12 protein-coding genes are annotated in these 14,967 nt (G+C 61.0%); 8 read left to right on the top strand and 4 right to left on the bottom strand.

Annotated elements, in window-relative coordinates; genetic code table 11:
• Positions 1-11 precede the first annotated feature (11 nt).
• The 7 genes from AC1RP7_RS06570 to AC1RP7_RS06540 all read left to right on the top strand — a co-directional run bounded on the left by AC1RP7_RS06570 (position 12) and on the right by AC1RP7_RS06540 (position 6,955).
• Entirely contained in the window at positions 12-1,205 is a 1,194-nt protein-coding gene (locus AC1RP7_RS06570) for an SfnB family sulfur acquisition oxidoreductase (protein WP_493181493.1), read from the top strand.
• Positions 1,205-2,563: an LLM class flavin-dependent oxidoreductase gene (locus AC1RP7_RS06565; RefSeq protein ID WP_493181492.1), complete on the top strand. Its 1,359-nt coding sequence runs from the start codon at positions 1,205-1,207 to the stop codon at positions 2,561-2,563. The genes AC1RP7_RS06570 and AC1RP7_RS06565 overlap by 1 nt, the downstream gene beginning before the upstream one ends.
• A 129-nt stretch (positions 2,564-2,692) precedes the next feature.
• The gene (locus AC1RP7_RS06560; protein WP_057712486.1) at positions 2,693-3,502 is read left to right on the top strand and encodes a MetQ/NlpA family ABC transporter substrate-binding protein; all 810 of its coding nucleotides are present in this window, start codon (positions 2,693-2,695) and stop codon (positions 3,500-3,502) included.
• Between the two features lie 2 nt (positions 3,503-3,504).
• Complete coding sequence (locus AC1RP7_RS06555; RefSeq protein ID WP_493181491.1) at positions 3,505-4,626, top strand: methionine ABC transporter ATP-binding protein; 1,122 nt, start codon at positions 3,505-3,507, stop codon at positions 4,624-4,626.
• Complete coding sequence (locus AC1RP7_RS06550; protein WP_057712488.1) at positions 4,616-5,260, top strand: methionine ABC transporter permease; 645 nt, start codon at positions 4,616-4,618, stop codon at positions 5,258-5,260. The genes AC1RP7_RS06555 and AC1RP7_RS06550 overlap by 11 nt, the downstream gene beginning before the upstream one ends.
• Positions 5,261-5,783: 523 nt before the next feature.
• Positions 5,784-6,140: a DUF6124 family protein gene (locus AC1RP7_RS06545; protein ID WP_493181490.1), complete on the top strand. Its 357-nt coding sequence runs from the start codon at positions 5,784-5,786 to the stop codon at positions 6,138-6,140.
• Positions 6,141-6,325: 185 nt separating this feature from the next.
• Positions 6,326-6,955 (top strand): class I SAM-dependent methyltransferase, encoded by a 630-nt coding sequence (locus AC1RP7_RS06540; protein ID WP_493181489.1) that lies wholly within the window; start codon positions 6,326-6,328, stop codon positions 6,953-6,955.
• A gap of 99 nt (positions 6,956-7,054) precedes the next feature.
• Here AC1RP7_RS06540 and AC1RP7_RS06535 read toward each other — a convergent pair whose 3' ends face one another.
• Genes AC1RP7_RS06535 through AC1RP7_RS06525 form a run of 3 tightly spaced genes read right to left on the bottom strand, consistent with a single transcriptional unit; the run spans position 7,055 to position 12,266 of the window.
• Positions 7,055-10,105: an efflux RND transporter permease subunit gene (locus AC1RP7_RS06535; protein WP_057712490.1), complete on the bottom strand. Its 3,051-nt coding sequence runs from the start codon at positions 10,103-10,105 to the stop codon at positions 7,055-7,057.
• Positions 10,102-11,166, bottom strand: coding sequence for an efflux RND transporter periplasmic adaptor subunit (locus AC1RP7_RS06530; RefSeq protein WP_349734803.1), 1,065 nt, complete (start codon positions 11,164-11,166; stop codon positions 10,102-10,104). Before AC1RP7_RS06530 ends, AC1RP7_RS06535 begins: the two co-directional genes overlap by 4 nt.
• Positions 11,163-12,266 carry an efflux RND transporter periplasmic adaptor subunit gene (locus AC1RP7_RS06525; RefSeq protein ID WP_057712492.1) on the bottom strand — a complete coding sequence of 368 codons (1,104 nt, stop codon included), beginning with the start codon at positions 12,264-12,266 and terminating at the stop codon, positions 11,163-11,165. Before AC1RP7_RS06525 ends, AC1RP7_RS06530 begins: the two co-directional genes overlap by 4 nt.
• A gap of 177 nt (positions 12,267-12,443) precedes the next feature.
• On the opposite strand from AC1RP7_RS06525, the gene AC1RP7_RS06520 reads away from it, so the two are divergent.
• Complete coding sequence (locus tag AC1RP7_RS06520; RefSeq protein ID WP_057712493.1) at positions 12,444-13,640, top strand: AAA family ATPase; 1,197 nt, start codon at positions 12,444-12,446, stop codon at positions 13,638-13,640.
• Positions 13,641-14,106: 466 nt separating this feature from the next.
• On the opposite strand, the gene AC1RP7_RS06515 is transcribed toward AC1RP7_RS06520, so the two are convergent.
• Complete coding sequence (locus AC1RP7_RS06515; RefSeq protein WP_007972924.1) at positions 14,107-14,889, bottom strand: MetQ/NlpA family ABC transporter substrate-binding protein; 783 nt, start codon at positions 14,887-14,889, stop codon at positions 14,107-14,109.
• Between the last annotated feature and the right edge of the window lie 78 nt (positions 14,890-14,967).

Below are 14,967 nucleotides of genomic sequence, written 5' to 3'. Positions count from 1 at the left end.
TGGAGAAACATATGACAAGTTCTCACCACGTCGCGGTCATCGCCAGCGATGAACAAGCTCTGATCGTCGCCAGCGACCTCGCCGAAGACTTCAAACGCGACAGCGCCACACGCGACCGCGAGCGCCGCTTGCCACACCCGGAACTGGAAGTGTTTTCCCGATCGGGCCTGTGGGGCATCAGCGTGCCAAAAGAGTATGGCGGCGCCGGCGTTTCCAACGTCACCCTGGCCAAGGTCATCGCCTTGATCGCCCGGGCCGACGGCTCCCTGGGGCAGATCCCGCAGAACCATTTCTATGCCCTCGAAGTACTGCGGGTGAACGGCAGCCACGAGCAGAAGCAACGCCTGTACGCCGAGGTTTTGGCCGGTCAACGCTTCGGCAATGCGTTGGCCGAACTCGGCACTAAAACCGCACACGATCGCGTCACCAGCCTGACTCGCGACGGTAGCGGCTATCGCATCAATGGTCGCAAGTTCTACGCCACGGGCGCGATCTACGCCCAGCGCATTCCCACCTCGGTGGTGGATGAAAACGGCGTGCAGCAACTGGCGTTCGTCCCGCGCAACAGCAAGGGCCTGAGCGTGATCGACGACTGGAGCGGCTTTGGCCAGCGCACCACCGGCAGCGGTTCGGTGGTGTTCGAAGATGTCTACGTCGCAGCCGAAGATGTGATCCCCTTTCAAAGCGCTTTCGAGCGCCCGACTCCGGTCGGCCCGCTGGCGCAGATTCTCCATGCCGCCATCGACACCGGCATCGCCCGCGCCGCGTATGAAGATGCGCTGCATTTCGTGCGCACGAAAACCCGGCCCTGGATCGACGCCACCCACGAAAAAGCCACGGACGATCCGCTGACCCTCAAGAGCTTCGGCCACCTGAGCATTCGCCTGCACGCCGCCGAGGCGCTGCTGGAACGTGCCGGTGAATTGCTCGACAAGGCCCAGGCCGACACGCAGGCCGAGACCGTCGCGGCCGCCTCGATTGCCGTCGCCGAAGCACGCGCCCTCAGCACCGAAATCTCCCTGGCCGCCGGCAGCACACTGTTCGAACTGGCCGGCAGCCAGGCGACCCTGATTGAGCACAGCCTGGATCGCCACTGGCGCAACGCCCGGGTGCACACCCTGCACGATCCGGTGCGCTGGAAGTACCACGCTGTCGGCAATTACTACCTCAACGATGAAAACCCGCCACTGCGGGGGACCATTTGATGGCCGCCGCGAAAAAGAAGATCCTGCTCAACGCGTTCAACATGAACTGCATCGGGCACATCAACCACGGTTTGTGGACGCACCCGCGCGACACATCAACCCGCTACAACACCCTCGAGTACTGGACCGAACTGGCGCAGTTGCTGGAGCGCGGGCTGTTCGACGGCCTGTTCATCGCCGACATCGTCGGGGTCTACGACGTCTACCAGAACTCGGTGGACGTGCCGTTGAAAGAGTCGATCCAGTTGCCGGTCAACGATCCGCTGCTGCTGGTCTCGGCCATGGCGGCGGTGACGAAAAACCTCGGTTTCGGCCTGACCGCCAACCTCACCTACGAAGCGCCGTATCTGTTCGCCCGCCGCCTGTCGACCCTGGATCACCTGAGCCGTGGGCGGGTCGGCTGGAACATCGTCACCGGCTATCTCGACAGCGCCGCCAAGGCCATGGGCCTGAGCGAACAGGTCGAGCATGACCGTCGTTATGACCAGGCCGATGAGTACCTGGAGGTGCTTTACAAACTCCTGGAAGGCAGTTGGGAAAACGGCGCGGTGCTCAACGATCCACGGCAACGGATCTACGCGCAGCCGGACAAAGTGCACAAGGTCGAGCACAAGGGCGAGTTCTATCAGGTCGAGGGTTATCACCTGTGTGAACCCTCGCCCCAGCGCACGCCGGTACTGTTCCAGGCCGGCAGCTCGGATCGCGGTTTGCTGTTCGCCGGGCGACATGCCGAGTGCGTGTTCATCAGTGGCCAGACCAAGGCATCGACCAAGGCGCAGGTGGACAAGGTGCGCGCCAGCGCCGTCGAGGCCGGGCGCAATCCCGAGGACATCAAGGTGTTCATGGGCCTGAACGTGATCGTTGGCGCCACCGAAGAGCTGGCCTGGGCCAAGCACGCCGAGTACCTGAGCTACGCCAGTGCCGAGGCCGGCGTGGCGCACTTTTCGGCGTCCACCGGGATCGATTTTTCTCAGTACGAAATCGACGAGCCAATCCAGTACGTGAAAAGCAACGCCATCCAGTCTGCCACCAAGCATCTGCAAAACAACGACTGGACCCGACGCAAATTACTCGAACAACACGCCCTCGGCGGTCGCTACATCACCGTGGTCGGTTCACCGCTGCAAGTGGCGGATGAACTGGAATCGTGGATCGCCGAGACCGGGCTGGATGGCTTCAACCTGACCCGCATCGTCACGCCGGAAAGCTATGAGGACTTCATCGAGCTGGTGATCCCCGAGTTGCAACGGCGGGGCTCTTACAAGACCGCGTACGACGACGGGACCTTGCGCGAAAAGCTGTTTCAGCGGGAGGCGCATCTGCCTGAGCAACATACCGGCTCGACTTACCGACGCTAAAAGCATCGCGAGCAAGCTCGCTCCCACAGGGATTGTGTGAACACCCGAGATCCACTGTGGGAGCGAGCTTGCTCGCGAAGAGGCCCGAACAGACACCACAAACTTAATGCACTGACTGGATAACTCATCATGAAAAAGAACTACCTCTCCCACCCAGTCAAAGCACTGGCCCTGGCCCTCGGCCTGTTCAGCTCGGTGACCTTCGCCGCCGACGCCCCGCTGAAAATCGGCACTACCGCCGCCTTCGCCATCCCCCTGGAAGCAGCGGTCGAAGAAGCCGGCAAACAAGGCCTGAAGGTCGAACTGGTGGAGTTCACCGACTGGATCGCACCGAACGTCAGCCTCGCCGCTGGCGACATCGACGTGAACTACTTCCAGCACATCCCGTTCCTGGAAAACGCCAAGGCAGCATCAGGTTTCGATCTGGTGCCGTTCGCACCGGGGATCATCAACAACGTCGGCCTCTACTCGAAGAAATACAAAAGCTTCGACGAACTGCCCCAAGGCGCCAGCGTGGCCATCGCCAACGATCCGATCAACAGCGGTCGTGGCTTGCAGCTGCTGGCCAAGGCCGGTCTGATCACCCTCAAGCCCGGCGTCGGCTACAAGGCCACCGAAGAAGACATCATCGCCAACCCGAAGCACATCAAGATCCTCCAGGTCGAAGCCGTGCAACTGGTACGTGCCTATGACGATGCCGATCTGGTGCAGGGCTACCCGGCCTACATTCGCTTGTCGAAAACCTTCGACGCGGGCTCCGCGCTGCTGTTCGATGGCCTCGATCACAAGGAATACGTGATTCAGTTCGTGATCCAGCCCAAGAGCAAAACCGACCCGCGCCTGATCAAGTTCGTCGACATCTACCAGCACTCACCGGCTGTGCGCGCCGCACTGGATAAAGCCCACGGCAAGCTCTATCAAGCCGGCTGGGAAAGCTGAGCATGACCGCCGCCATCCAACGGCGACTGGAGATTCCAGAGCCGCAAAGCGCAGAGCGCACTGAGCTGCATCCCGAACTCAACCATGCCCACGTACGCTTCATCGGCCTGGGTAAAACCTACAACGGCCAGCAAGGACCGGTGGCCGCGTTGCACGGCATCGACCTGGCGATCCAGCGCGGCGAAGTGTTCGGCATCATCGGCCGCAGCGGCGCCGGCAAGTCGTCGCTGATCCGCACCATCAATCGCCTGGAACAGCCAAGCAGCGGTCGGGTGCTGATCGATCAAGTGGACATCGGCGAGTTCGACGAAGACCGACTGGTGGCGCTGCGTCGGCGCATCGGCATGATCTTCCAGCACTTCAACCTGATGTCGGCCAAGACCGTTTGGCAGAACGTCGAACTGCCTTTGAAAGTCGCTGGCGTGCCCAAGGAACAACGCGAGCGCAAAGTCCGTGAACTGCTGGAACTGGTCGGCTTGCAAGCCAAACACAAGGCTTACCCGGCGCAGTTGTCCGGCGGGCAGAAACAGCGCGTGGGCATTGCCCGGGCACTGGTGCATGACCCGGAAATTTTGCTGTGTGACGAAGCCACCTCGGCACTGGACCCGGAGACTACGCAGTCGATTCTCGGCCTGCTGCGCGAGATCAATCAACGCCTGGGCCTGACCATTGTGCTGATCACCCACGAGATGGCGGTGATCCGTGAAATCTGTGATCGGGTGGTGGTGCTGGAGCACGGGAGAATCGTCGAGCAAGGCCCGGTCTGGGAAGTGTTCGGCAATCCACAACATGAGGTCAGCAAGACATTGCTGGCGCCGTTGCAACACGCATTGCCGCAAGAACTGCAAAGCCGTCTGTTGGCGCAATCGAGTGCCTGCGACGCCGCTGTGGTCCTGCGCTTGCAGTTCACCGGCAGCCAACGCGACGAACCGGATCTGGCGGCACTGTTCAGCGCCCTCGGAGGCCGCGTGCGATTGCTGCAAGGTGGCGTGGAACGGATTCAGGGCCATGCGCTTGGGCAACTGCTACTGGCGGTGACCGGCTCGTCCCTCGATGCCGAGGAGTTGTGTCAGCGCGCCTCTCATTGGGCGCAACAGGTGGAGGTACTGGGTTATGTGGTTTGATCGCCTGCTGCAGGGCTTTATCGACACCTTCCTGATGGTCGGCGTGTCGTCATTGATCGCGCTGTTGGCGGGCATTCCGCTGGCAGTGATCCTGGTCACCAGTTCCAAGGGCGGCATCTACGAAGCGCCAGCGCTGAACCGCGCTTTGGGCGCATTCGTGAACTTGTTCCGCTCGGTGCCTTTCCTGATCCTGATGGTCGCTTTGATTCCGTTCACCCGGCTCATCGTCGGCACCACTTACGGCGTGTGGGCCGCGGTGGTGCCGTTGACCATCGCCGCTACGCCTTTCTTTGCGCGCATTGCCGAAGTCAGCTTGCGCGAGGTCGACCACGGCTTGGTCGAAGCGGCGCAAGCCATGGGCTGCCGGCGCTGGCACATCGTCTGGCATGTGTTGTTGCCGGAAGCGCTGCCGGGGATTGTTGGCGGGTTCACCATCACCCTGGTGACGATGATCAACTCCTCGGCCATGGCCGGGGCGATTGGCGCCGGTGGACTGGGGGACATTGCCTATCGGTATGGGTATCAGCGGTTTGATAGCCAGATCATGTTGACGGTGATTGTGTTGCTGGTGGCGTTGGTGGCGGTGATTCAGCTGGGTGGGGATCGGTTGGCGCGGGGCCTCAACAAGCGCTAAGCACGTTGCGAACACCCTTTGTGGCGAGGGGGCTTGCCCCCGTTCGACTGCGCAGCAGTCGCAAAACCGGTGTACTCGTTGTTTCTGACATACTTCATTGCATGGTTATGGGGGCGCTTCGCACCCCAACGGGGGCAAGCCCCCTCACCACAGGTGATCACCACCCCTGACAGGGAAGTTTTCGTACAGGGAAATCAGCCGTTCCGCAGGCCTATTCCCTTTCCTTTGCAGGACATTTCCTAGATCATTTCGCTCGCTTGCGCCTGCCAAAACCGGTGGCTAGTCTCGGTTCGTCACTGCTCATCAGTGATCGGGTTTAGTAGCCCGGAACAATAGGCGCATAGCGATTCCATGCTCATGTCCGGCAAATTTTGCCGCATGCAGAATATGGTGGCTGTGCGTGGGGCACCTTCGGGTGCACCGGTTTTCCTATTGACCGGCCTACTAACCTGCGTACAGCCGCCACCCAATCGTTTAGTAGGCGATAAGTGATGGCTCCCATGCAGCAATAGGAGCAACACTCATGGAAAAATCCGTACCCGATCCACCTCCCGAAAATCCCGACAACGAAACCATCACCGAAGACCCGCTCAGGGATCGCTCCGTGCTTTATCGGGCCATCGATTTCTACCTCACCGGCAAGCAACCCGCACCGCCCGATGAAATGCGCTTCTACAACGTCAGCAAAGACGTGAGTTTTGAAGACACTCAGTTGTATGTTGCCGACCTGCTGCGCTGTGCTTCAGTCACGGCGTATCAGTGTGGCGATCAACTCAAGGGCGCCGACCGTGCGATGGTGTACTCGATCTGGCATTTGCTGGAGATTGCCAAGGCGATGGTGGATCACTCCATTGAATGTCTGGGGATGAAAAAGGGCTGAGCCATCTGTTGTCAGTACCAACGCCATCGCGAGCAAGCTCGCTCCCACAGTTGATCCTCAGTGCAGACCAAATTTGTGCACGGCGCGAATCATTGTGGGAGCGAGCTTGCTCGCGATGGGCTGCGAAGCAGCCCCCGGCATGATGGCGTATATTCGACCCATCCCACTTGCCCGCGCAGCCGACCATGAAGCAAACACCTGACGACCTCGAACAGATCACCTCCACGACCCTCGGCCATTACAACGCAGTGGCCGAAGACTTCCGTGAAGGCACCCGCGATCACGACGTCAGCCAGAACATCGATGCCCTGCTGCGGCACATTCAGGGCGATGCGCCTTTCGACATTCTCGATTTCGGCTGCGGGCCGGGTCGGGATTTGCAAACCTTCACCCGTATGGGCCACAAGGCTGTCGGCCTCGACGGTTCGGAAAAACTCGCGCAGATGGCCAGTGAGGACAGCGGTTGCGAGGTCTGGCAGCAGGACTTTTTGAAGCTTGATCTGCCGGCCGAGCGTTTCGACGGGATCTTTGCCAACGCGGTGCTGTTTCATGTTCCGCGTCAGGAATTACCACGGGTGTTGAAGCAGTTGTGGGGAGCGCTGAAACCGGGTGGGGTGTTGTTCAGTTCCAATCCCCGTGGCGAGAATCAGGAAGGCTGGAACGGGCCGCGTTATGGGTCGTATCACGACCTGGCGGCCTGGCAGCATTTGTTGATCGAGGCGGGGTTTGTGGAGCTGGAGCATTACTACCGGCCGACAGGGCTGCCGCGGGAGCAACAGCCTTGGTTGGCGAGTGTCTGGCGTAAAGCTGTGTAGCCCATTCGGACGCCATCGCGAGCAAGCTCGCTCCCACAGTGGATTGCGGTCAACCTGTGGGAGCGAGCTTGCTCGCGATGAGCGCGAAGCGCTCGCTTTTTAAACAGCGTCTTTCTTCGGCTCGCGAATCTTGTACCAGGCCACATACAGCGCCGGCAAAAACAGCAGCGTCAGCAAGGTGGCGATGACGATCCCGCCGATCATCGCGTAGGCCATCGGCCCCCAGAACACTTCCCGGGCAATCGGGATCATCCCCATGCTCGCCGCCGCCGCGGTCAGCAGGATCGGCCGGCGCCGATGTTCGGTGGCCTGCACCACTGCATCCCACGGCGCATAGCCCTTCAGTTCGTATTCCTCGATCTGGGTCACCAGGATCACCGAGTTGCGAATGATGATACCGATCAGCGCCAGAATCCCGAGGATCGCCACGAAGCCCATGGGCGTGCCTGTCGGCACCAGCGCGATCACCACGCCGATCAGCCCCAGCGGCGCAACGCTGGCCACCAGGAACAGCTTCTGCACGCTGTGCAGCTGGATCATCAGGAAGGTCGCCATCAAGAACAGCATCAGCGGCACAACCTTGGCAATCGGTCCCTGGGCCTTGCCGCTTTCCTCCACCGTACCACCGGTGGCGACCTTGTAGCCCGCCGGCAATTTGGCAGCGAAATCGTCGATGGACGGCTTGAGGATTTTCACCAGGTCCGTCGGCTGGATCTCGTCGCGTATCGCCGCCTTGATGGTGATGGTCGGCAGGCGATCGCGACGCCACACCAGCGGCTGCTCCAGTTCGTAGCGCACCGTGGCGAACGCCAGCAGCGGAATCGACGTGCCGCTTGGCGTGACGATTTGCAGGTTCTGCAGGGTTTCCGGCGTACCGCGTTCGGAATCCACCGCGCGACCGACCACGTTGATCAGGTAAATGTCGTCATCGACCTGGGTCACCGACTGGCCGCTGACGATGCCGTTCATCAGGTTGGCCACATCCTCCGAAGACAACCCCAACTGCCGCGCCTTGTCCTGGGCGATGTCGATCCGCAGCACTTTGCCCGGTTCGTTCCAGTCGTAGATGATCTCGCCAATGTGCGGGTTCTTGTCCAGCTCAGTGGCCAGGTCGATGGCATGTCGGCGTACCTGGTCGACGTCCTTGCCGCTGACCCGGTACTGGATCGGACGCCCTACCGGCGGGCCCATTTCCAGTGCCTGGACATAACTGCCGATGCCGACGAAGTCGTTGCGCAAGCGCTCGCGAAGCTTCTGCATCATGGCTTCACGGGTATGGCCTTTGCTGACGATCACCAACTGCGCGTAGAACGGGTTTTGCAGTTGCTGGTCCAGTGGCAGATAGAAGCGGATGGCACCCTGGCCGACGTAGGTGCTCCAGCGCACGATGTCCGGATCGTCCTTGAGCGTGGCTTCAAGGCGATCGACGGCCCGGCGGGTTTCGTCGATCGAGGCGTTTTGCGGCAGGTTCAGGTCCACCAGGATTTCCGGCCGATCCGAAGACGGGAAGAACTGGTTCTGCACGTAGCGCATACTGAACACCGCCAGTACAAAGCACAGTACGGTGATGCCAATAGCCCACCAGCGATTGCGCATGCACCACAGCAGCCCGCCATTGAACGCCTTGCCGATACGCCCGGGTTCGCCTTCATGGGGTTTCACGTTGGTACTGAGAATGTGCACGCCGATCACCGGCGCAAACAATACCGCCACCACCCACGACACCAGCATCGCGCAGGCAATCACCGCAAACAGGGTGTAGGTGTATTCACCGGCCGAGCTGGCGTTCAAGCCGATCGGCACGAAGCCCGCCACCGTCACCAGCGTGCCGGTGAGCATCGGGAACGCCGTGGAGGTGTAGGCGAAGGTCGCCGCCTGCTCCTTGGTCTCGCCCAATTCCAGACGCGTGACCATCATTTCCACGGTGATCATCGCATCGTCCACCAGCAGGCCGAGGGCGATGATCAGTGCACCGAGGGAAATCCGCTGCATGGTGATGCCGCTGTATTCCATGAACACGAACACCATCGCCAGCACCAGCGGGATCGAGCACGCCACCACCAGCCCGGCGCGCACGCCAAGGCTGACGAAGCTGACCAACAGTACGATCACCACCGCCTCGAACAACGCGCTGGTAAAGCCGCCAACGGCCTCCTCCACCACCACGGCCTGGTCGGAGACGTTGTCAATGCCGACACCGACCGGCAGGTCGGCGGTCAACTGGTCAATACGGGTGTGCAGGGCCTTGCCGAACGCCTGGACGTTGCCACCCTTCTGCATGGCAATCGCCAGGCCGATGGCCGGTTTGCCGTTGAAGCGGAATTCCGGCGAGGCCGGATCGACGTAGCCGCGGCTGATTTCGGCAATGTCGGCCAGACGATAGAAGCGGTCATTGAGCTTGAGGTTGACCTCGGCCAGGTCTTTCTCCGAAGCGAACTGCCCCGAAGTGCGCACCGAAATCCGCTCCGGCCCGGCCTCGATGACACCCGCCGGGGTCACGGAGTTCTGGGTTTGCAGGCTCTGCACCACCTGACGCTGATCGATGCCCAGCGCAGCGAGTTTGCGCGTGGAGAAGTTCAGGTACAGCACTTCGTCCTGCTGGCCGACCATTTCGATCTTGCCCAGCCCCGGCACGCCGCGAATTTCCATGCGGGCCTGTTCCACGTAGTCGCGCAACTGACGCATGGTCAGGCCGTCGGCGGTGAAGGCGTAGATCGACCCGAAGACGTCACCGAACTCGTCGTTGAACGACGGCCCCTGTATGCCTTGCGGGAATTGGTATTTGATGTCGTTGATCTTCTTGCGCACCTGGTACCAGATTTCCGGGATGTCCTTGGCACTGGTGGTGTCGCGCAGGTTCACGTACACCGTCGATTCGCCGGGGCGCGTGTAGCTTTTCACATAGTCGAGGGAGTCGAGCTCCTCGAGCTTCTTCTCGATCCTGTCAGTGATCTGTTCGAGGGTTTCCTCCTGGGTCGCCCCCGGCCATTTGCTCTGGATCACCATGGTCTTGATGGTGAACGAAGGGTCTTCTTCGCGCCCCAGGTTGAAATACGAGAACACACCCATCAACAACGCGACGAACATCAGATACCAGATGAACGACTGATGCTTGAGGGCCCATTCCGAGAGGTTGAAAGGCCCTTTCATTGACTGTCCTCGTCGATTTTCACTTGTTGCCCCGGCTTGAGGCTGTTCACACCGGCACTGACCACCCGCTCGCCGTTCTTCACGCCGCCAGCCAGCACCACGGTGCTGTCGGTACGGCTGATCACGGTGATGTCACGGGGGGAGACGGTTTTACTCTGTGCATCAATCACCCAGATGCGTGGCTTGCCATCGACCTCCTGCAGCGCGGTGACAGGCAACTCGATACGCGGCTTGATCGCCGAGCTCAGGGTGACGCTGATGGCTGTGCCGAGGCGAAAGCCATCTGGTGTTTCAGCCAGGCTCAGGCGGGCGCGACGGGTGCGTGTGGCGCTTTGAGCCTGAGGTTCGATTTCACGGATGATGGCGGTGGTGTTGATGCTCGGATCCAGCTGCGCAGCGACCAGAAACACCACATCGCTGGGCAGTTGATCGACCAGGGTATCGGGCAGGTCGATCACCGCTTCCTTGATGTCCGGTTGCGCCAGAGTCACCACTTGCTGACCGGCCGTTACCACTTGCCCGGCCTCGGCGCTCCATTGGGTGACCACGGCTTTATGGTCGGCGCGCAGCTCGGTGTAGCCCAGTTGGTCCTTGCTCTGGTTGACGGCCGCCCGGGCCTGATCGAGGGAGGCCTGGGTGGTTTTGAGGTCCGTGTTGGCCTCGTCGAGTTGCGCTTGCGCGCCGACCCCACGATCAAACAAGGCTTGCTGACGCAGGGCACTGGCCTTGGCATTTATCAGTTGCGCCTGAATTTTCGACAGGTCGCCCTGGGCCGAACGCAATTGGTTCTGCTGGTCGGAAGGGTCGAGGGTAGCGAGCAGCGTACCCTTCTCCACCTCGGCGCCGACATCGACGTTACGGCTGGCGATTCGCCCGCCCACGCGGAAGCCGGTATTGCTTTCATAGCGCGCCTGGATGCTGCCGGCGAAGCGGCCCAGGTCCTCTTCGCTCAAGGTCTGGACCTTGATCGACAACACCGGCCGTACCGGCGCCGGCGGCGGTTCGTTTTTGGAACAGGCGCTCAGCACCAGCCCGATGGACAACGCCCATAAAGGCTTCATGGCTTGGCTCCCCACGTCAGATCCTTGTAAGTGTTTTCGGCAATTTCGACTTCCATGTCCGGGTGCAAGAGTTGTCCGCCGGCGATGATGACTTTGTCCCCGTCCTTCAACCCGCCGCTGATGATGACCTTGCCGGTCAGGTAGCGGCCGACCGTGACTGAATGCAATTGGGCCTTGCCCTTGTCGTCGACAATCCAGACAGCGGGGGCACTGATGTTTTTGGTCAGCGCCGACCACGGCAACTCGATGACCGACTTGCCCGATCCGCTGGCCGTGGCACTCACCACCGAACCCAACTGCATGCCGTCGGGCAGTTTGTCGAGGCCGACCTTGACCTGCACGGTTCCGGATTGCGCCGACACCGCCGGGGTGATTTCGCGTACGGTGCCAGTGGTTTTGATCGCAGGGTTATCGACCAGGCTGAGGACAATGGTGTGATCTCTCGGCTTCTCGGCCAGCAGCGATTCGTAGACGTTGAACACCGCATCCCGGTCGCCGTCACGGGCCAGGCTGAAGATCGGCATCGTCGCCTGCACCACCTGGCCGACTTCCGCCTGGCGCTCGGTAATGATCCCCGGTGCATCGGCAATCAGCGCCGTATAGCTCAACTGATCCTTGGCATTGGCCAACTGCGCCTTGGCAGCGCTCAGGGCGCTCTGGCTGCTGTGCAAGGTTGCCTGGGCCGAGTCGTATTCGCTCTGGCTGGTGTAACCCTTGGGCAGCAATTTTTGCTGGCGCACGAACGCCGCCGCACTTTGCGTCACCCGCGCCTGTTCGGCGACGACTTGCGCCTGGGCCGAATCGACATTGGTCTGCAAATCCTTGGGGTCGAGCCGGGCCAGCACTTGCTTGGCGGTCACTCGATCACCGACGTCGACCGAGCGCTGGATGATCTTGCCACCCACGCGGAAAGACAGCTCCGTCTGTACCCGGGCCTGGATATCACCGGTGAGGGTAACCGGGACCGCGTAATCGGCCGGCTTGACGACTTGCACGAACACCCGTGGCAGGTATTCCTGCACGGGTTTTTTCTCGTCGCAAGCCGTCAGCAGGGTGACGACACTCAAGGCCATGACTACTTTAAATCCGGGAACCACCATGCAAACTCCTTGGCCTTTTCCATGTACAACTCGACAGAGAGCTTAGAACAGGATTGGAACCTTGCACGAGCGTCTTATGAAGAAAAAGCTCACACTCTTTCAGCCCTGAAACACTTGCCATAGACGCCTGTGCATGCCTGACAATGAGCCCCGGTCGATCCCCCCTCAGGAACCCAAATGCTCAAGACCCTCGCGGTGGCCAATTACCGCTCGATCAACAAACTGGTGATCCCGCTGGGACGGTTGAATCTGATCACCGGCCCCAACGGCAGCGGCAAGTCCAACCTGTACCGCGCGCTGCGCCTGCTGGCGGAAACCGCCCACGGCGGGGTGGTCAATGCCCTGGCCCGTGAAGGTGGCCTGGATTCGACCTTCTGGGCCGGTCCGGAAACCATCTCCCGGCGCATGCGCACTGGCGAAGTCGCCATCGAGCCCACCGTGCGCCAGGGCGTCAAACGCCTGCGCCTGGGGTTTGCGGGAGAGGATTTCGGCTACTCGATCAGCCTCGGCCTGCCCGATTCCAATGGCCATTTCATGCTGCCCGGACGCAGCACGCCGATACCGTCTTATTTCAGCCTCGACCCGCAGATCAAACGCGAATGCCTGTGGGCCGGAGCGTTCTATCGCCCGGCCAGTCTGCTGGTCGATCGTGACGGCCCGATGATCCGTGCCCGCGCCGATCGAAAGTGGGATGTATTGGCGCAGCACACGCCGACTTTCGACAGCCTGTTCGATCAGGTCGGCAGCCTGCGCAGTTCGCCGGAAGTGCTGGAGATGCGCGAGTTCATCCGCCGCTGGCGCTTTTACGATCACTTTCGCAGCGATGCCGACGCCCCGGCGCGGCAACCGCAACTGGGCACCCGCACGCCGGTGCTGCACCACGACGGACGCGATCTGGCGGCGGCCTTGCAGACGATCATCGAAATTGGCGATCCCGAGGCCTTGCGGGCGGCGATCAGCGACGCCTTCCCCGGTGCACGACTGAACATCGAACCTCTGCCGGGTGGGCGCTTCGCCATCGAGTTCTTTCAGGAAGGCTTGTTGCGGCCGCTGTCGGCTGCCGAATTGTCGGACGGAACGTTGCGTTACCTGCTGCTGGTCGCGGCGCTGCTGACGCCACGGCCGCCGACGCTGATGGTGCTGAACGAACCGGAAACCAGCCTGCACCCGGATCTGCTGCCGGCGCTGGCGCGCTTGATCATCCGCGCGTCCGAGCAGTGTCAGGTGTGGGTGGTGTCCCACGCCCGACGTTTGATTTCGGCGCTGCAGGAGGACCCGGAGTGCAATTGCATCGTGCTGGAGAAGAATCTCGGACAGACCGGGATTGTCGGGCAGCGGATGCTGGATGAGCCGGCGTGGTATTGGCCGGAGTGAACGGCGCGTAATTTGACGGGAGATGGAAGACGTCTATTTTCCCTTGCGCCGTAGGAAGGATCTTTTTTTCGAAGCGCCTCTCCAAGGACGAACCACTTTTGGCCAGACTCCCGGCCAAAATCTCACAAGGACGAGAACATGGCAGACGTACAAACGCCGCAACGGCTGGATCCGCAGGACATTCTGAAACTCTTGATGGCGTTGCGCAGGGCCTTGAAGGCCACGCCGGCCTGAGCAATCCAGAGTCAACTGGCTCCCTGTGGCGAGGGGGCTTGCCCCCGTTGGGCTGCGAAGCGGCCCCGAACAGATCTCCCGCGCTCCCCTGGGCAAATGCTGCGCATTCGAACGGGGCGATGCGGCGGCCCGACAAGCCCCCTCGCCACAGTTAAATCGAGCACCCATAAAAAAACGCCGACGCTAAATCAGCCGTCGGCGTTTGAAACCTTGAAGGGGTTTGCTTCGCGAATCAGAACGCAGGCAGTACCGCGCCGCTGTACTTCTTCTCGATGAAGGCTTTCACTTCCGGGCTGGTCAGGGCCTTGGCCAGTTTCTGGATGGCAACGCTGTCCTTGTTGTCCGGACGGGCCACCAGGAAGTTCACATAAGGCGAATCGGCACCTTCGATCACCAGGGCGTCTTTAGCCGGGTTCAGACCCGCTTCCAGCGCGTAGTTGGTGTTGATCATGTCCAGGTCGACCTGATCCAGCACACGCGGCAACATCGCGGACTCAAGCTCCTTGAACTTGAAGTTGTGCGGGTTCTTGGCGATGTCTTTCGGCGTGGCCAGGGCGTTTTTCGGGTCTTTCAACTCGATCAGGCCAGCCTTCTGCAGCAGGATCAGGGCACGGCCGCTGTTGCTGCCTTCGTTCGGGATGGCGATGGTCGCGCCGTCTTTCAGCTCAGCCAGGGTTTTGACTTTCTTCGAGTAGCCGCCGAAGGGTTCAACGTGAACACCGATCACGGTTTCCAGGTGAGTGCCTTTGCCTTCGTTGAAGCTCTTCAGGTACGGCAGGGTCTGGAAGTAGTTGGCGTCCAGACGCTTCTGATCGACCTGCACGTTCGGCTGAACGTAGTCGGTGAAGACTTTGATTTCCAGGTCCACGCCTTCTTTGGCGAGGGTTGGCTTGATCAGCTCGAGAATCTCGGCGTGTGGAACCGGGGTCGCGGCAACCACCAGTTTCTCGCCAGCCTGGGCCAGGCCCGCGGTCAGGGCAGCCGCCAGTGCGGTGAACAACAGAACCTTTTTCATGCAGTGTCCTTATCGAAAATCACAGTCGCTTGTGGCGACGGCTTGAACATGAGAGTGCCAGTGAAGTGCTATCGCTGG

This window comes from Pseudomonas sp. GW822-FHT01E03, assembly GCF_058802985.1.
This window is presented reverse-complemented; position numbering and strand designations above follow the sequence as displayed.